This window comes from Phreatobacter sp. (genome assembly GCF_051860605.1).
In the GTDB taxonomy this organism is placed as follows: Bacteria; Pseudomonadota; Alphaproteobacteria; order Rhizobiales; family Phreatobacteraceae; genus Phreatobacter.
In genome coordinates, this window is the sequence record NZ_JBHYDR010000004.1 from 296,097 (window position 1) to 313,321 (window position 17,225).

General features: G+C 68.2%; 11 protein-coding genes. 4 read left to right on the forward strand and 7 right to left on the reverse strand.

The window, feature by feature from the left end; all coding sequences use genetic code 11:
- Positions 1 to 62 precede the first annotated feature (62 nt).
- The 4 genes from ACTIFS_RS09260 to ACTIFS_RS09275 form a co-directional block, all read right to left on the reverse strand.
- Positions 63 to 740 (reverse strand): nitroreductase family protein, encoded by a 678-nt coding sequence (locus ACTIFS_RS09260; protein WP_439573790.1) that lies wholly within the window; start codon positions 738 to 740, stop codon positions 63 to 65.
- 55 nt (positions 741 to 795) lie between these two features.
- Positions 796 to 2,106, reverse strand: a complete 1,311-nt coding sequence (locus tag ACTIFS_RS09265) for a solute carrier family 23 protein (protein WP_439573791.1) — start codon at positions 2,104 to 2,106, stop codon at positions 796 to 798.
- 155 nt (positions 2,107 to 2,261) lie between these two features.
- On the reverse strand, positions 2,262 to 2,744 hold the full coding sequence (locus tag ACTIFS_RS09270) for an anthrone oxygenase family protein (protein ID WP_439573792.1): 483 nt from the start codon (positions 2,742 to 2,744) through the stop codon (positions 2,262 to 2,264).
- An 80-nt stretch (positions 2,745 to 2,824) separates the two neighbouring features.
- Positions 2,825 to 5,653 (reverse strand): bifunctional diguanylate cyclase/phosphodiesterase, encoded by a 2,829-nt coding sequence (locus ACTIFS_RS09275; RefSeq protein WP_439573793.1) that lies wholly within the window; start codon positions 5,651 to 5,653, stop codon positions 2,825 to 2,827.
- A 119-nt stretch (positions 5,654 to 5,772) separates the two neighbouring features.
- Between ACTIFS_RS09275 and rocF the strand changes: the two genes are divergently transcribed.
- The 3 genes from rocF (at position 5,773) to ACTIFS_RS09290 (ending at position 9,218) form a co-directional block, all read left to right on the forward strand.
- The gene (gene rocF / locus ACTIFS_RS09280; protein WP_439573794.1) at positions 5,773 to 6,714 is read left to right on the forward strand and encodes an arginase; all 942 of its coding nucleotides are present in this window, start codon (positions 5,773 to 5,775) and stop codon (positions 6,712 to 6,714) included.
- Between the two features lie 104 nt (positions 6,715 to 6,818).
- Positions 6,819 to 7,950, forward strand: a protein-coding gene (prfB, locus tag ACTIFS_RS09285; RefSeq protein WP_439573795.1) for a peptide chain release factor 2 whose coding sequence is annotated in 2 segments (ribosomal slippage) — positions 6,819 to 6,887 and positions 6,889 to 7,950 — 1,131 coding nt in all. Because the reading frame shifts where the segments join, the coding sequence is not laid out codon by codon here.
- A 536-nt stretch (positions 7,951 to 8,486) separates the two neighbouring features.
- Positions 8,487 to 9,218 (forward strand): outer membrane protein, encoded by a 732-nt coding sequence (locus ACTIFS_RS09290; protein ID WP_439573796.1) that lies wholly within the window; start codon positions 8,487 to 8,489, stop codon positions 9,216 to 9,218.
- Positions 9,219 to 9,303: 85 nt separating this feature from the next.
- On the opposite strand, the gene ACTIFS_RS09295 is transcribed toward ACTIFS_RS09290, so the two are convergent.
- The 3 genes from ACTIFS_RS09295 to ACTIFS_RS09305 form a co-directional block, all read right to left on the reverse strand.
- Positions 9,304 to 11,349 (reverse strand): hypothetical protein, encoded by a 2,046-nt coding sequence (locus tag ACTIFS_RS09295; protein ID WP_439573797.1) that lies wholly within the window; start codon positions 11,347 to 11,349, stop codon positions 9,304 to 9,306.
- 92 nt (positions 11,350 to 11,441) lie between these two features.
- Complete coding sequence (locus tag ACTIFS_RS09300; RefSeq protein ID WP_439573911.1) at positions 11,442 to 12,455, reverse strand: M23 family metallopeptidase; 1,014 nt, start codon at positions 12,453 to 12,455, stop codon at positions 11,442 to 11,444.
- A 474-nt stretch (positions 12,456 to 12,929) separates the two neighbouring features.
- Entirely contained in the window at positions 12,930 to 13,394 is a 465-nt protein-coding gene (locus ACTIFS_RS09305; RefSeq protein ID WP_439573798.1) for a peroxiredoxin, read from the reverse strand.
- Between the two features lie 270 nt (positions 13,395 to 13,664).
- Between ACTIFS_RS09305 and ACTIFS_RS09310 the strand changes: the two genes are divergently transcribed.
- Complete coding sequence (locus ACTIFS_RS09310; protein WP_439573799.1) at positions 13,665 to 17,222, forward strand: hypothetical protein; 3,558 nt, start codon at positions 13,665 to 13,667, stop codon at positions 17,220 to 17,222.
- Positions 17,223 to 17,225 lie beyond the last annotated feature (3 nt).

A 17,225-nucleotide genomic window follows, 5' to 3' on the forward strand; every position in this document is an offset into this window, starting at 1 on the left:
TGCAGATGGACAAGGGCGGCCCGAGGGCCGCCCTTTCGTCGTTCAGGGCGCCTGCGATGCGCTCACAGGAAGCTCGCGATCTCCTCCAGCGGCTTTTTCTCCAGCGCGTGGGCAGGAATGGTCGCTCGCTCCGCCGGATAGCCCACCACCATCAGGATATAGGGCTTCTCCTCGTCCGGTCGGCCGCAGATGGCGTTGAGGAAGCCCATCGGCGCTGGCGTATGCGTCAGGGTTGCCAGACCCGCCTGATGAAGCGCGACGATGAGGAAGCCGACCGCGATGTTGACCGATTCAGGCACATAGTAGTTCTTGCGCCGCACCCCGTCGGCTGAGACGGACCTGCGCGCGCCGAACACGGCGATCAGCCAGGGCGCGACCTCGAGGAACGGCTTGTCGGCATCGGTGCCGAGGGGAGCGAGGGCCTTGAGCCATTCCTCCCCGGCCTTGCCGGCATAGAACTCGCTCTCCTCTGCCTCTGCGGCCGTCCGGATGCGCGCCTTCACGGCCTTGTCGCCGATCACGCAGAAATGCCAGGGCTGATGGTTGGCCCCGTTGGGGGCCGTGCCGGCCGCCCGGATGCAGGTCTCGATGATGTCGCGTGGCACGGGCCGCGGAGAGAAGTCGCGCACGGTGTGGCGGCGGCGGATCTGGTCGTGGAAGGCCCGCGCCCGGGCGCGCATCTCCGCTTCGGGGAGTTCGACATAGTCCGGCAGCGCAACCGGCTGGTAGTCCTTGCTCATGGCGGTCCTCGATAGAGTCTGGCCTCGCCGCTTCGTCAAGCGGACCTGCGGAGCCTCATTCCGGCTTCGGGTCGCGCATCAGGTGGTAGAGGATGATCGCCCCGAAAGTGGCGGTGCCGATGCCGTCCAGCGTGAAGCCGGCAAGCGTCAACTTGAAATTGCCGGCGCCCAGCACCAGCGCCACCGCTACCGTGATCAGGTTGCGCGGATTGGAGAAGTCCACCTTGTTCTCCACCCAGATGCGCCCGGCGGTGGCCGCGATCAGGCCGAACACCACGATGGCGAGGCCGCCGAGGACCGGCACGGGAATGGTCAGGATCAGCGCGCCGAACTTGGGCGAGAAGCCGAGCAGGATGGCGATGAGCGCGGCCACCACGAACATCAGCGTGGAGAAGATGCGGGTCACCGCCATGACGCCCATGTTTTCCGCATAGGTGGTGACGCCGGTGCCGCCGGCCGAGCCCGAGAGCATCGTGGCGACGCCGTCGCCGACGAAGGCCCGGCCGATCAGCGGGTCGAGATTACGGCCGGTCATGGCGGCAATCCCTTTGATATGACCGAGATTCTCGGCAACGAGAATGATCGCGACGGGTGCGATCAGCACGATCGCCTTCGCGTCGAACACCGGCGCCGTGAAGTTCGGCAGTCCGATCAGCGGGGCGGCGGCGATCTTCGAGAAATCGATGGGGGTGCCGAGACCCATGCCGTTAGCCAGGACCAGATAGACCAGATAGCCGGTGAGCGCGCCGAGCAGGATCGGCAGCCGCCGCCAGAGGCCTGGCGCATAGACAGCGAAGAGCCCGACCGAGACGACGGTGATGAGGGCGATCCAGCGCGAGAAGGCCGAACCCTCGGCATTCGTGCCGCTTGTGCCGGACGCCATGGAGATGGCGATGGGCGCAAGCACCAGGCCGATGGCCGCAACGATGGCGCCGGTCACCACAGGCGGCATGACCTTCTCCACCCAGGCATGGCCGGCCGCCATGACGGCAAAGCCGATCAGGGTGTAGAGCGCCCCCGCCGCGATGATGCCGCCGAGCGCGACAGCGATGTTCGGCGCGGTCCCGGCTGCGGCTCCCGCCCCGATGGCGGCCAGAACCGGGCCGATGAAGGCGAAGGAGGAGCCGAGATAGCTCGGCAGCCGCCCGCCGGTGATGACGAAGAAGATCAGCGTCGCCACCCCGGAAAACAGGATTGCGACATTGGGGTCGAACCCCATAAGGATCGGAGCCAGCACGGTGGCGCCGAACATGGCCACGACATGCTGGAGGCCGGCCACGATGGTCTGGCCCATCGGCAGGCGCTCCTCGGGCATGATCACGCCCGATGCCTTCTCGGTCCATCGCGGAAAATAGCTGTCCGACATGACGTCTGCCCCCGTCCGTGGCGCGGCGACTCACCGGGCGCGCCGATCCGCAGGCCAATGCTAGGCCCGCCCGTTCGCCGGCGAACAGAGGAGGGCGCGGCACAATCCACCGGGAAATGGGGTGGGTGCGGTCCGCGTCGGGCCTGAACGGGTGGTCACAGGGCCCGCAGCCCCAGCCCGCAGAGCGCAACGGCCAGAAAACCCGCAGCGGTGCGGATGACGTTCCAGCGGTTCCAGGCCGGAGCGAAGCCGGCCCAGACTGCGGCCGGATCGGACGGCGGGTTGCCTGCGCGGCCCAGCGCCTCGTTGAGCGGCACGTTCAGGGCGGTCGTCACGCCGAACGTGCCGAGGCCATAGGCGAGGAAGGCCAGGAGGAACCAGCCGGCTGCCGCGCCATTGCCGGCGAGGTAGGCGAACCCGGCCGCGGCAGGCGCTGCGACCAGGGCACCGAGGAAGGTGGCGATGAAGACCGGATTGACGATGACGACATTGATGGTCTGCATCACCCGGACGGCGGTCTCCGGCGCCTGCCGGTCGAGCGCGATCATCACCGAGCAGGCATAGCCGAAAAGCAGCCCGGCAACCGCGCCGGTGGTCACCAGCGCAACGAGGCCGAGGATGAGGGCGAGTCTGTCCATGTCGGGCTCCTGCGCGAAAGGGTCAGCGGCAGAGGGGTCCAGACTGCCACCAGCGCCAGCCCGATCGCGTCAGTTGCCCATCAGACGGCCGTCGCCCGCTCGGGAAGGCTATCGGCCGGCTCATCCGGCGCCAGTGGCGGGGACGCGGTCGCCATCAGCGAGTCGATCTCGTCCACCGGCTTCGGCCGGCCAAGCAGGAAGCCCTGCGCCTCGTTGCAGCCCTCGCGGGAGAGCAGCATGAGCTGGTCGGCTGTCTCCACGCCTTCGGCCAGCACCGGAACCTCCAGGCTGCGGCCGAGCGCCAGGATCGCGCGGATGATGGCTTTGGCCTGCTGGCTGGTCTCCACCTCGAGCATGAAGCTGCGATCGAGTTTGATCTTGTCGAAGGGGAAGGCCCGGAGCGTTTCCAGCGATGAATAGCCCGTTCCGAAATCGTCGATGGCGACCGTGACGCCGAGCGCCTTCATCTCGCGCAGCATGTGCAGCGCGCGCTCCTTGTCGGAGATGATCGCGCTTTCGGTGATCTCCAGTTCGAGCCGCGACGGCGCAAGGCCCGTCTCGGCGAGGATGGAGCGCAGCCGCTCGACGAAATCCGCCTGGCTCAGCTGCAGCGGCGAGAGGTTCACCGCAATCCGGTAGGGATGCAGCCAGCGGGCGGCTTCGGCGCTGGCGGTGCGCAGCACCCATTCGCCGAGCGCCAGGATCATGCCGCTCTCTTCGGCGACCGGGATGAACTCCGACGGCGGCACGAGACCGCGCTCGGGATGGGTCCAGCGCAGCAGCACCTCGTAGCCGGTGGTCTCACCCGTCGTGACCGACTTCTGGACCTGGTAGTGCAGGCTGAACTGGCCGGCATCGAAGGCCAGCCGGAGCTCCTTGGCGAGCTTGCGGCGACGGCGCACCGCCTCGTCCATCTGCGCCTCGTAGAAGCAGATGTTCTGGCCGATGGCGGCCTTCGCCCGGTACATGGCCAGATCGGAATTGTTGACGAGCTGCTCGGCCTGCCGGCCGTCTTCAGGAAACAGGGCCACGCCGATGCTGGCACCGGGCTGGATTTCCATGTCGTCGATGGTGATGACCGCGAACAGCGCGGCCTCCAGCCGGCCGAGGAAGTCGATCAGGTCCTCCTCGTCGTCCATGCGCTTCACCGCCGCGAACTCGTCGCCGCCAAGGCGGGCCACGAACTCGTCATCGCGGAGGACCTCGCTCATGCGCCGGGCCAGCGTCTGCAGCACCAGATCGCCGATGCCATGGCCGCGCAGGTCGTTGATCTCCTTGAACCGGTCGAGGTCGATGCCGATGACGGCGATACGGTCCTCGCCGCGGGCCTCCGCAATCAGCCTTTGCAGGTGGTCCTTGAAGGTCAGGCGGTTCGGAAGGCCGGTCAGTGCGTCGTGGCGGGCCATGTGCGCGATGCGGGCCTCCGAGCGACGGCGCTCGGTGATGTCCTCGAACGTGACCACGAAGGAACCGTCCGCGATCGGCCGGTAGGACAGCGAGATCGAGCGCCCGCCGGGGAACTCCTCGGTGACCACACTGGCCGAGCCGGATGCGACAATGGCCAGGTGCCGTGTGCCCAGTGCGGCTGTCCTGGCGGGGTCGCCTGCATCCCCGTCGAGACGTGCGAGCAGCCCGTCGAGCGGCATGCCCGGCTCGATCGACGCGGCTGGCAGGCTGAAGATCTGCGCCAGCCGGCCGTTTGCCAGAACCAGCCGGTGACCCGGATCGAACAGGGCAAGGCCCTGCGACATGTGGGTGAGGGCGAGGTCCAGCTGGTGCGAGACCTTGCGCAGGCTGTCCTGGCTTGCCTTGCGGGCGGTGATGTCGCGCGTGATCTTGGAGAAGCCGACCAGACGTCCGGCTTCGTCGCGGATCGGGCCAATGACGACATGGGCCCAGAAGCGCGAGCCGTCCTTGCGCACGCGCCAGCCCTCGGCTTCGAAAGTGCCTTCGTTCAGGGCCGTCTCAAGCGCCTGCTGAGGCAGGCCCGCGGCGCGGTCGGTTTCCTCGTAGAAGCAGGAGAAGTGCTGGCCGACGATCTCTTCGGCAGCGTAACCCTTGATGCGGTGGGCGCCCTCGTTCCAGTTGGCGACCCGCCCGTCCGGCTTCAGCAGATAGAGCGCATAGTCCCGCACGCCCTCGACGAGGATGCGGAACATGCGTTCGCCCGCAGCCGTGGCGGCTCTGGCGCGGCGCGAGACCAGCGCGGTGAACAGGCCAAGGCCGACCAGCAGCATGGCGGCAACCGCAACGCCATAGGCCAGCATGTCTGTCGGCACGGCCGATGCGGAGGCGCCGCGCGTCGGGTCCGGCGTGACCGTGACCGCGCCCATTCCGGTGAAGTGCAGCGAGACGATGGCCAGCGTCAGCACCAGTGCGCCCTGAAGGGCACCCGTCGCATCCTGCCGGCGGCGGGCAACGATGAGGGCCAGGCCCGCCATCACGGCGCCGATCAGAATGGAGGCGGCGATCAGGTCATAGGCCCAGTCAATCCGGGCCGGCAGTTCCATCGCAGCCATGCCGATATAGTGCATCGAGCCGACGCCGAGCCCGACAATCGCGCCGCCCGAGAGTGCGGCGGCCCGGGAGGGCAGCCAGATCGCAACGGCGATGCCGGCGCAGATGAAGGCCACCGCGATGACCAGCGAGACCACGGTCGTTCCGAGGTCATAGGCAATCGGCACGCCGGGATCGTAGGCCAGCATGGCGATGAAATGGGTTGCCCAGATGCCGAACCCGCCGGCCAGGCCCGCCATGGCGATCCACAGGAGCCGCGCGACACCATGCGCCGACCGGGCATGCCGTCCAAGATCGATGACCGAGTAGGACGAGATGAAACAGACCAGACCGGCAAGGACGACCAGCCACCAGTTGTGTTCGGTGACGAGGCAGGACAGGACACGCAGCATGGGGGAACCTCGAATGTTGATCCTCCTTATCGACCGGTCTCCTAACGGAACCTCGCCACATCCGTCAGGCGGGCGAGTTGAGTTAACGACTGGTCAATCCAACGGGAGAGGGACAGCTCATGATCGACGTCGGGAGGCCTCTGAATCTCACGATCATCGGCGTGCCGGTGGAGGAGGGGGCCGGACGCGCGGGCGCCGCCATGGGGCCACGCGCGCTGCGAACGGCCGGCCTCAGGGCCGAACTCGCCGACCTTGGCCACGATGTCGAGGATATCGGCGATCTTGCCCTGCCGCAGGAATTGCCGGCAGCGCCGGCGGGGCTCGCCAATGCCAACCGCTTCGCCGAAGTCGCCGGCTGGTCGCGCGCGCTCGCGCATGCAACCGGCCAGGTGCTTGGGCGCGGCCGCTTGCCGGTCGCGATCGGCGGCGACCATTCGCTGTCGATGGGATCGGTCGCAGCCGTCGCGCAGCACTGCGCGACGGCCGGGCGCGAACTCTTCGTCCTGTGGCTCGATGCCCATGCCGATTTCAACACGCCGGCGACCTCGCCCTCCGGCAACATGCACGGCATGTCGGCGGCCATGCTGACGCGCGAGCCGGGGCTTGAGGCCGTGCTCGGCGAACTACAGACGGCTGGCTTGCCACCGGCCAATCTGTTCCTGTTCGGCATCCGCTCCATCGACAGGGCCGAACGCGCCCTGCTTGACGCCCGCGGCGTGGACATCACCGACATGCGGCTGATCGACGAATTCGGAACGGCGGTGATGATCCGGCGCGTCATCGACCACGTCGCCGGGCACAAGGGCTGGCTGCATGTCAGCCTGGACGTGGACGTCCTCGACCCCGCGATTGCCCCCGGTGTCGGGACGCCGGTTCCCGGTGGAACAAGCTATCGCGAGGCGCATCTGATCATGGAGTTGCTGCACGAATCCGGTCTGGTCGGGTCGCTCGACGTGGTCGAACTCAACCCGTTCCTCGACGACCGTGGGCGCAGCGCCATCCTGCTGGTCGATCTGGTCGCAAGCCTGTTCGGCCGGCAGGTCTATGAGCGGGCCATCTGAACCGGTGGAGCAGCCTCCGGTTGAAATTCCCCATGCCGCATTGACACCGCAGGCCCGCTGACTAGGGTGCGCGCTCTTTTTGAAACCCTGCAGGAAAGTGCCCCATGCGTGCCGACATCGTCGCCACCGCCGAGGCCATCAAGGAGTCGGTCGGGCTCCTGAGGAGGCATCTTTGACTGGGATGTCTCCGTCAAGCGCCTCGCCGAACTGAACGCCCTCGCCGAATCGAACAACCTCTGGAACGATCCCGACAAGGCCCAGAAGGTCATGCAGGAGCGGAATGCGCTCGACGCGCGCATGACCGCGCTGGCCGAGATCAACCGCGAACTCGCCGACAACATCGAACTCGCCGAGATGGCCGAGGACGAGGGCGATGCGGCGACCCTCGACGAGGCCGCCAGAGCGCTGGTCGCGGCGCGCAAGCGGGCGGAGCGCCTGCAACTCGAGGCGCTGCTTTCCGGCGAAGCCGACTCCAACGACACCTATCTTGAGGTCCATGCGGGCGCCGGCGGCACCGAGAGTCAGGACTGGGCCCTCATGCTCATGCGCATGTACACGCGCTGGGCCGAGCGCCGCGGCTACAAGGTCGAGGTGGTCGAGGAGAGCGAGGGCGAGGAAGCCGGCATCAAGTCGACGACCCTGCTGATCAAGGGCCACAATGCCTATGGCTGGCTGAAGACGGAAGCCGGCGTCCACCGTCTCGTGCGCATCTCGCCCTTCGATTCGAACGCGCGCCGCCACACCTCCTTTGCCTCCGTCACCGTCTATCCGGTGGTTGACGACAAGATCGACATCCAGATCAACGAGAGCGACGTGCGCGTCGATACGATGCGCTCGGGCGGTGCAGGCGGCCAGCACGTCAACAAGACCGAATCGGCCGTTCGCCTCGTCCACAATCCGACCGGCGTGATGGTGGTCTCGGAGGGCTCCCGCTCCCAGCACGCCAACCGGGCGGTCGCCTGGCAGATGCTGCGTGCCAAGCTGTATGAGCGCGAGCTGAAGATCAGGGAGGCCGCTGCCGCTGCCGACTTCGCCGCCAAGACCGATATCGGCTGGGGCCATCAGATCCGCTCCTACGTGCTGCAGCCCTACCAGCTCGTGAAGGACCTGCGCACGGGAAGGACGTCCGGCGTGCCGTCGGAGGTCCTGGATGGCGACCTCGACGGTTTCATGGAGGCCACGCTCGCCATGCGGGCCTACGGCACCAAGGAAGGCGATACCGACGACGTGGAGTGAGCCGGGTTCGGCTCCTCGCGTGCCAGCCGCGACCAACTCCCGGAGCGCCTGCCTTCCGTTGACACGTGCGTGCGCAGCGCTGGCCGATGCCGGGCCCGCATGGGCGCGGCTTATGCCAGAGCGAGCCCTTCGGTCCGGACCGGCCCCGCGGTGGTTGTCGCGTTCTGATGAGCGTTCATCTCCGGCCGAGACAGGCAGGCTTCCGGCGAAGCTTGGGATGTCGGTAGCATGGTGTTGAATTCTGGCCTGATCAGAGTCAGTAGCGGCTCTCCGACAGCAGTGCATCCACGATCAGGCTTCCGTTCGGGAAGCTGATTCTACTCCTGCTCGTCGAAGCTAGTCATCGACCACCGAAACCACTGGTTGGCGTGGCTCCCCTGAGAGGCCATCGTTGCTTTCGGGCAACAGGCGCCATTCAAAGCGGCCTGTGGGCCGGATGTTGCAAAAAATATGGCGACCGCCGCCACATTTTGGAAACTTTTCGCGGCGCACCTCGTTACGTACAAGGTCAATCCCGAGGCCTCAGGAGAGTTGGAATGAAAAAGATGCTTCTCGCCGGCGTCGCTGGCATCGCCCTCGCCACCAGCGCACAGGCGGCTGACCTTGCTGCGCCGCGCATGCCGATCGCGGAGTCGGTGATCGTTCCCGCTTTCTCGTGGACCGGGTTCTATGTCGGCGGCCAGATCGGCTATGCGACGTCCGCGTCGAGCGTCCGGCAGTTTGTCACGGCCAACGGAGCCTTCATTGATGCCAGCGGCTACAACGTCAACGGCATCGTTGGCGGCGTGCATATCGGCTACAATCAGCAGTTCAACAATATCGTGCTCGGCCTCGAGGCCGATCTCGAAGGCGGCGGTCTGAACGGTCGTTTCACCTACCTGAACGGCGACAGCTGGCGCTCGAGCATCTCGCTCCAGGGCTCTCTGCGTGCCCGCGCCGGCGTCGCCGTCGATCGCGCCCTGTTCTACGTGACGGGTGGTGTGGCGCTCGCGAACCTGCGGGATTCTGGGCACCTGGCCGCCGGACCGTTCGTGTCCGAGTCCGGTGCGATGGGCTGGACGGTTGGTGCGGGTCTCGAATATGCCTTCACGCCGAACTGGACCGCCCGCGCCGAGTATCGCTACACCAATTACGGAACGCGCTCGGTTGATCTGGCTCCGATCGGACTCGCGTCCACCGGTGCCTTCCGCAACCGGTTTCACTCGGTCCGCCTTGGCGTGAGCTACCTGTTCTCGACCGGCGGCGGCGCCGTGGTCGCGCGCTACTGAGTGCTGCAGCTTTCCCGACAATCGAAAGGCCGCCTTGGGGCGGCCTTTCCTTTTTCTGGCAAGGGCCCGGCCGGAAGGCTGGCGCTCAGCACCGCGTCGGATAGGCCCGCGGCCCCGTCACCTCGAAGCTCTGCCACATCTCGTTGACCTGCCGGACCATGTCGGTGGCCATCCCGCGGGGAAACCGCGCTTGCACCAGATAGACCACGCCCGGCTCGTTCCGTCGCTGGGCGACGAGGTCGTAATAGTCGAGATCGTTGCGGAACCGCTCGCCGTGCAGCACACCGCGGCCGCGGACCGAGAAGCCCCGGAAGCCGCCTGAATTGGCGGGCAGGCCGGCATCCTGGGTCATGGCGCCGCGGCGCTGGCGCGGGCCTTCCATGACGTTCTCCCAGTACCAGTCCTGCGGCGTGCAGGAGCCGCCTCGTCCGGCATGGTTGGCGCTGACCACGATCACCGCCTCGGGCACGCTCTCATGCACCAGCACGGAGTTCACCGGCCCCGGCAGGTCGTTCTCGCTGTCCAGCCGGAATCCCGGCACCGGGGCGAAGGACCAGCGGTCACGCCGGTGCCGGTGCGGGCCGTCGATCGCCGCGGGCGGGGGAGGGGGAACCGAGCCGGTGACGTCGCCGCCTTGCGGGCGCGGCTCGGGCAGGGGGGCCTCGGTCGCAGCCGGCGCGGCCGGCTCCGCCGTCTGAGGGCGCCGGATCGAGCCGGTCACCTCGGGTGCCGGCTGGGCCGCCGGTGTGGCGGGCGCCGGGGCAGCGGCGGCCGCCTGGGTCTCGCGCAGCCCTTGGGCCTCGGCTTCGACCGCGGCGATCCGGGCCTCCGCCTCCTGCAGGCGACGCTGGGCGGCGCCAGCCTGCTGCTGCAAGGCTGTGGCCTGTTGCTGGGCGGTCTGGGCCTGTTCCCGGGCGGTTTGAAGTTCGCCCTGCAGGCGCCGCACCTGGCCGGTCGCTTCTCCGGCCTGCCCCTGGCGCTGGATCACCTCCGTCTGGGCATGGGCAAGATGGGTTCGGGCCACCCTGAGATTGGCTTCCGCCGTTTCCGCCCGTCGCTGGGCAGCACGGGCCTCGGTGCGCAGACGCGCGACCTCGCCTGTCGAGGCGTCCGCCACGCTTGCCCGCTCCCGGGCGAGCATCGACAGGGCGGCGATGCGCGGATGCGCCTCGCCCCTGATCGGGCCGGCAAACTCCGTCACGAAGGCACCGGCCGCCGAGCCGAGGATCAGGGCGGCGGCAGACGCGGCGATCAGCAGCGTGGGGGACTTCGAGCGGCCGGTCTCCTCGGCGTTGCGCAGGGCCTCCGAGCGGGCGAGCGCCGTTTCCAGCCGCGCATTGTCATTGGCCAGCCGCGCGACACTGTCCTTGAGGGCTGCCATGCCATCGGTGATGGCAACCTTCGGATCGGGGACCGTGCTCGGCTCGCCAGCCCTCAACGCCTTCAGATGGACCGCGAAGGCCTCGACGGTCTGCCGCAGCCGGTGCTCGGACGCCTGATGGCGCTCGGTCAGCACGCCATGTGCCTTGCGGAACTCGACCGCGAAGCGCTCGCGCTCGCTTTTCTCGATCCGCTCCCACAGCGAGACCGCGACCGGGTCCTGCGGGTGCCGTCGGGCGAAGGCCATCATCGCCGTCTCGCCGTCCTTGCCGCGGTCGGCCTCCATCGCGGCGGCCATTTCGGCAAGGCCCGGCCGGTCGAGCAGGGGGCCGAGCGCGCCGAGCATGGCAAGAAGTGCAGGGTCGTCGCCGCGGCGGTTGTCGTCTGCAAGCCAGCGGCCGAGATCGGGGGCAGGAAGACTGTCGAATGGCGCCTCAAGCTGAGTCGTGTCGATGTCGCCGAGCCGGGCAGCCACAAGCTTGCCGGCCTCGTGGGCCTGACGGGCCTCGGCGATCAGGGCGCCATGGTTCTCCGTCGGATCGAGAATGGAATCCGGCCAGAGCACGAGCACCGCGCGGGCGCTGGCGATCGCTTCGCGCGCGATTTTGGCCGCGGCTGCGCGGCCTGCTGCGCCTTTCGCCTTCGTCTCGATATCGGCACTGACGGCGACGCCAAGGGCTGCGAGGCCCTGGCGGATGATGTCGGCGCGCGCCCGGTCGGCGCGCCTGCATGCCAGATGGAGATCCGTCACGGACCTGCTCCCTTGATCGTTCACAACCGAAGCATGGCCTCAGGCCATGTGCCTTTCCGCCGGGACCACTGGCACCGGAACCCTGGCGGCCGTCACAGCGCCCCGGCGAGCCTCACTCCGGCGCGCAGGTAGCGCATCGGATCGACGGCCTCGCCGTTGACGCGTGTCTCGTAATGCAGATGCGGGCCGGTCGACCGACCGGTGGACCCGACCCGGCCAATGCGCTGGCCGGTGCGGATCATGTCGCCTTCCTTGACGTGGATGCGCGACAGGTGGGCATAGCGGGTCGTCAGGCCGTTGCCGTGGTCGATCTCCACGAGCAGGCCATAGCCGCCCATCGAGCCGGCATGCGCGACGCGGCCGGAGGCGGCGGCGAAGACCGGTTCCCCGGTGGCTCCCCTGAAATCCACCCCGGAATGCAGCGCCCAGGTGCGCAGGAACGGATCGAGCCGGGCGCCGAACCCGGACGACAGTTCCAGGTCTCCGGCATGGGGTCGGCCGAACGGGATGGCATCGACGATGCGCATCAGTTGCTCTTCGTCGCGGATCACGCTCTGCAGGCGGAACACCTGGCGCTCGAAGGGCGAGGCGGCGGGAACAGCGGTCTGCGGCAGGGGGATCAGCGGGCCGCCCGTACCGCTGGCCTCGTCGGTGCGCGCCGGCCGGGCGCGCCGATGGTCGATGCCGAGCTCGGCCAGGACCAGGCGGATCTTGCGGGTGCGCCGGTCCACGCCGAGTTCCAGAGTCTGCAGGATGTCGGCCTGCTGGCGCTCGACACTGTCAAGCGACCGCGAAAGATGGGACAGCCGGTCATCGGAACCGGAATGGGACACCAGGGCAAAGACGCCCGCCGCGGGCGCAGTCGCCACCGTGAACCGCCGCGATTCCAGCTGTGACTGGCGCTGCATGGGCGCGCCGATCCGGACCGTATCGCCAACCGGCTGCGGCCGGGTCGCGGCAGGAGCCGTCGCGGCCGGTGTCGCGCCGGGCAGGGAGGGAGCATTGCGGGAAGCGGTGGAGCGGGACTGGGCACCGGCGGCGCCGAGCGAGGCGATGACGCTCTGTCGGGACTCCAGCGTGGCCTGCCTGCGGGCCATCTGCTCCATGCGCCGCTCGATGTCGGTCTGCTCGACCAGATGGCGGGAGGTCAGCCGCTCGATCTCCTGCCGGAGTTCGCGAATCCGGTCCTCATAGACGTGCTGAACCTCGGCGTGCCGGTTCATCAGCGAACCGAGGATGTCGTCCCGGAAGGCAAGATAGCTGGTGACCGCCACGCCCCAGGCGCCGAGGGCAGCGGTTGCCACCACGACGAGGCCGAAGATGAAGAAGGAGAGGCTCGCGGTTCGGGTGGCGCCGCCACGCCGCCAGGCGAGCGTCACCGCTCCTTCGGGCACGCGCGCTCTCTGGTTCGCCTCGTCAATGACCTGGGCGAACTGGGCGCGGCTGTATCGGTGGGCCTGCTGGATCATCGGCAGCATCCGTACGCGAACGGGATGCCGCATTACCGCCGATTAAGGTTAACGAACCGTACGCGCCGCCGAGCCTCCGGGAAGGCGCGTCAGAGCAGGGCAAGGCCCGCTCTATGCGCCCCGGCCCGCCTCCAGAACCTCTTCGGCATGGCCCTTGACGGTAACCCTGGGCCAGATCCGGAGAATCCTGCCGTCTGCCCCGATCAGGAAGGTGGTTCGCTCGATGCCCATATATTTGCGACCGTACATGCTCTTTTCGGCCCACACGCCATAGGCTTCGAGCACGTCCGTCCCCTCGTCGGTGGCCAGCGTCACCTCAAGGCCTCGCTTGGCGCGGAACCGGTCGAGCGCCCTGACAGGATCGTGGGACACGCCGACGATAGCGAGACCGGCAGCATCGAATTCCGGTTTGAGCCGGGTGAACTCCTGGGCCTGCACCGTGCAGGTGCCGGTATCGGCCTTCGGATAGAAATACAGCACCAGCTTGCGGCCGAGATAGTCGGCAAGCCTGACCTGCCGTCCGCCATCGCCGGGAAGCTCGAAGTCGGGAGCCTTGTCACCCACGCCAAGCGCCATATGCCTTCCTTTCGTCGCCTTTGTCGGACATTTCCAGTTTCTGTATACGGATTGGGCGCGGGGGCGGATCGCGGTGTGCCGCGGGCCTTGACGATTCGTCTGGCACACCATCCGGTCCCCTTCGCATCCGGTCGTATGCTCTTGGTCCTGGCTAATGCCGGGTTAAGTGGAGACCCCCTAGAGTGGTGCTCGTGATGGGCGCCAGAAGGTGGAGCCATCGCGCCGCGTCATGTGCGGCCGAATCGCGACAAGGCGGGAGAACGCGACGGAATGGACTGGCGCGCCGACCAGGGCCGGGGACCGCGCATACCAGGCTGCCGAACGGGCGGCCGGTCAGCGTTTCTCGACCGGTTCTGGGCGAACCGGCGCGTGCCGGCCTTCCTCGCGCGCTGGGCCGCCCCCTGGTCGCGGCGCCGCTGCTGGTTCGTGGGATGTCTGGCGGCCCTTGTGCTGATCATCGGCCTGCCCGTCGGTTTCGTGCTCTGGCAGATCCAGCGCGGGTCGGGCCTGGCCATGGACATGCTGACGCCCTGGATTGCCCGCTCGCTGTCGGACCAGATGGGCGACGGGCGAACCGTCTCCATCGGCTCGGTGATTGCCGGTCGCGATGGTGCGGGCCAGGTGGAGGTCGAGGCGCTCGACGTCATCATCCACGATGCTGCCGGTCGGAGGGTTGCGTCGGTCCCGCGCATCGCGCTCGGCCTTGACGGCCTGCCGTTGCTCGGCCGGCCGGCCATCCGGCGGATCGACCTGGTGGGCGCGTCAGTGGCGCTGAAGGTCGGCGAAGACGGCCAGATCGCCCTTGCGGCCGGGCGGTTCCGGGCCGCCTTGCCCGAGGACAGCCAGCAACCCGATTCCGCCCCGGCCGGTGCCCGGCAGCCGGAAATGTCCTCCTCCTTGCCGGAGCCGGAACTGTCGCCGTTCCGGCGGCTTGGCATCTGGCTCGACATCATGGAGAAGTCGGGGCTCGATGGCCATCGGCTGGCCGGCTTCGGCCTGCGCAACGGCACGGTGATCGTCGACGACGTCCGATCGGGCAAGCGCTTCGTGTTCGCCGGCATCGATTTCCACATCAAGGCACCGCAGGCCGGCGGCCTCGAACTCGGCATCGATGCCTCGGGATCCGGCGCGCGCTGGACCGCGACGGCCACCGTGACGCCGCGGGACGGCGACGGCCACCGCAGCATCGACATGACGATGAGCGGTCTGGCGCCGCGCGATCTCACGCTTGCGGTCCAGTCGCCTGAAATGTTCTACGCCGACACCCCGATCTCCGGCAGGCTGCGCACCCGGCTGGACAATGCCGGCGATCCGTCCGACTTCTCGGGTACCGTGACGCTGGGTTCAGGCCGCGTCGGCGACCTGCGCGATCCAAGCCTGAGGATCGCGATCGATCAGGTCAGCGCCGAGGTTCACTGGCAGGCGGGCGGGCCAGGCCTTGTCATCGACCGGGTCAGGGTGACCGCCGGCGAGGACCGCGCCGAACTGTCGGGCGTGATCACACCGCCGGCGCGGCAGGGCGATCCGCTTGTGGTCCAGATCGCCGAGTTGACCGCCAACACCTCGGCGCTCAATCCCCATGAGCCCCCGGTCCCGATTTCCGTCCGCAATGCCCGCTTCGTCTACGATCTGGCCTCCCGCCAGCTTACAGCGAACGATCTCGCGATCGGACAGGGCGGTGATCCGCTGGTGCGGCTGAATGTCGGCGTGAAGCTGGAGGGCGCGTCCCCGGCGATTTCGATCGATCTGGTGGCCGAGAAGATGCCGTTGGCCACGGCTCTGGCGCTCTGGCCGCGCGCCACAAATCCGCATGTGCGGGACTGGGTGGCCGACAACATGAGTGGCGGAACCACCGAGGAGACCCGCGTGCGGGTCGAGGTGCCGTCCGGTCTGCTGGCCTCGCCGCCCTGGGTGCTGGCGCGTGAAGCGCTGACGGTCACGTCCCGGCTGCGAGGCACGTCGCTCAGGCTGATGCCCGGGCTATCGCCGCTGGTGGAGGCCGATATCGATGTTGCGGTCGATGGCGCGACCGCCAGGCTGCAGGTCACCCGGGGGGTGATCGAGCCGTCTGCCGGGCGCAGGCTGGCACTGAGCGGGGGAACCTTCGAGATTCCCGATCACCGGATCCCCGATCCACCGTCCGTTGCCCAGTTCCGTTTGCAGGGAACCGCGGAGGCGGCCTTCGCGCTGCTGGGCCAGGAGGCCTTCAAGGGTGCGGCGACCGGGCCAACCCTGCCGTCGGGCAAGGTCGAGGGCAACGTCAATGCCGACGTGACCGTCAATGTCCCGCTCACCGAGACATTCGATCCGCAGCGCATCGACTACAAGGTCGAGGCGGATTTCACCGGTTTCGCCGCCGACAATGCCTTCGGCGAGATGCGCGTCGAGCGGGCCTCGTTCAAGGTCACCACGACGCCCCGCTCCTTCCTGATGCGCGGGCAGGGCGTGCTTGGGGGGGCACAGGCCAATTTCGAGTACCGCAAACCCCGTCCGGAAGCCAAACCGGAGATCCGGCTGACCGCGACCCTCGACGATCGCGGTCGCAACCGGCTGGGCGTGAACACCGGAACGCGGATCACCGGCCCGACCCCCGTTCGCGTAACGACCATCGGCGAGGAATCCGGGCGCTACACGGTGGAGGTCGATCTGCGCCAGGCCGTGCTTGCCGACCTGCTGCCGGGCTGGAACAAGGCGCGGGGCGTGGCGGCGCGCGCGCGGTTCGTGGCGCTGGAGACCGATGCAGGCTGGAAGCTCGAGGACATGGTCATCGAGAGCCGCGGCGTCCTCGTGCGCGGCTCGGCCACGTTCGACGACAAGGGCTCGCTCGTGGCCGGCCTGTTCCCGGCCTACAATCTCTCGGACGGCGACCGGCTCAGTCTGCGGGTCGAGCGCCAGGGATCGGGACACAAGGTGACCGTTCGGGGCGACATGATCGACGCCCGCAATGCGATCCGTGCGCTGACCGACCCGCCAAGTCCCGGACCATCCGGGCCGGGGGCCGCGCCTGCCGAGCTTGAGATCGACCTCAAGGTCGGTGCCGTCGCCGGCTCCAATGGCGAGGTGATCCGGCAACTCGAGATGCAGATGGTGCGACGCGGCACCGAGATCCGCTCGCTGGCGGCGACGGGTCAGATCGGCCGCGACCGGCGGATGGCCATCGAGCAGCGGGGACAGGGTACCGCACAGCGCCTGCTGGTCAGTTCCGGCGATGCCGGCGCACTCCTGCGTTTCCTCGACCTCTACAAGACCCTGCAGGGCGGGGACCTTGCGCTGGTGATGACGCCGCCCCAGCCGAACGGCACCATCCGCGAGGGCAGCGTCGAGATCACAAATTTCGGCGTGCGCGGCGATCAGGCCGTGTCCGGCATGGTGGCGGCGGCAGGCGAGGCGCCCGGCGCCGCACGCCAGCAGCGGGCGCAGCCCAACGATGCCTTCGCCTTCTCGCGCCTGAGGGCGAATTTCGCGCGCGCAGGCACGCAGGTGACGGTGACCGACGGCCTGCTCTGGGGCGTGGCGATCGGCGCAACGGTCGAAGGCACGTTTGATCCGACCCGCGGCCGCCTGAACCTGACCGGGACCTATGTGCCCGCCTATGCGATCAACAACATCTTCGCCCGCATTCCGGTCCTCGGCCTGTTCCTCGGCGGTTCGCCGGACGAGGGCGTCTTCGGCATTACCTACCGGATCGCCGGCACGCTTTCCGCGCCACGGCTGACCGTGAACCCGCTGTCGGCCGTGACTCCCGGCTTCCTGCGCAAGATCATGGAATTTCGCGGCCGCAGCAGCGTGAGGCCCGACGAGACCGTCGGATCAGCCTCCTCGCGCTGAGAC

Coding starts and splice junctions, on each gene's coding strand:
- ACTIFS_RS09260 (WP_439573790.1), bottom strand. CDS start 740: ATGAGCAAGGACTACCAGCCGGTTGCGCTGCCGGACTATGTCGAACTC.
- ACTIFS_RS09265 (WP_439573791.1), bottom strand. CDS start 2,106: ATGTCGGACAGCTATTTTCCGCGATGGACCGAGAAGGCATCGGGCGTG.
- ACTIFS_RS09270 (WP_439573792.1), bottom strand. CDS start 2,744: ATGGACAGACTCGCCCTCATCCTCGGCCTCGTTGCGCTGGTGACCACC.
- ACTIFS_RS09275 (WP_439573793.1), bottom strand. CDS start 5,653: ATGCTGCGTGTCCTGTCCTGCCTCGTCACCGAACACAACTGGTGGCTG.
- rocF (WP_439573794.1), top strand. CDS start 5,773: ATGATCGACGTCGGGAGGCCTCTGAATCTCACGATCATCGGCGTGCCG.
- ACTIFS_RS09290 (WP_439573796.1), top strand. CDS start 8,487: ATGAAAAAGATGCTTCTCGCCGGCGTCGCTGGCATCGCCCTCGCCACC.
- ACTIFS_RS09300 (WP_439573911.1), bottom strand. CDS start 12,455: ATGGAGCAGATGGCCCGCAGGCAGGCCACGCTGGAGTCCCGACAGAGC.
- ACTIFS_RS09305 (WP_439573798.1), bottom strand. CDS start 13,394: ATGGCGCTTGGCGTGGGTGACAAGGCTCCCGACTTCGAGCTTCCCGGC.
- ACTIFS_RS09310 (WP_439573799.1), top strand. CDS start 13,665: ATGGACTGGCGCGCCGACCAGGGCCGGGGACCGCGCATACCAGGCTGC.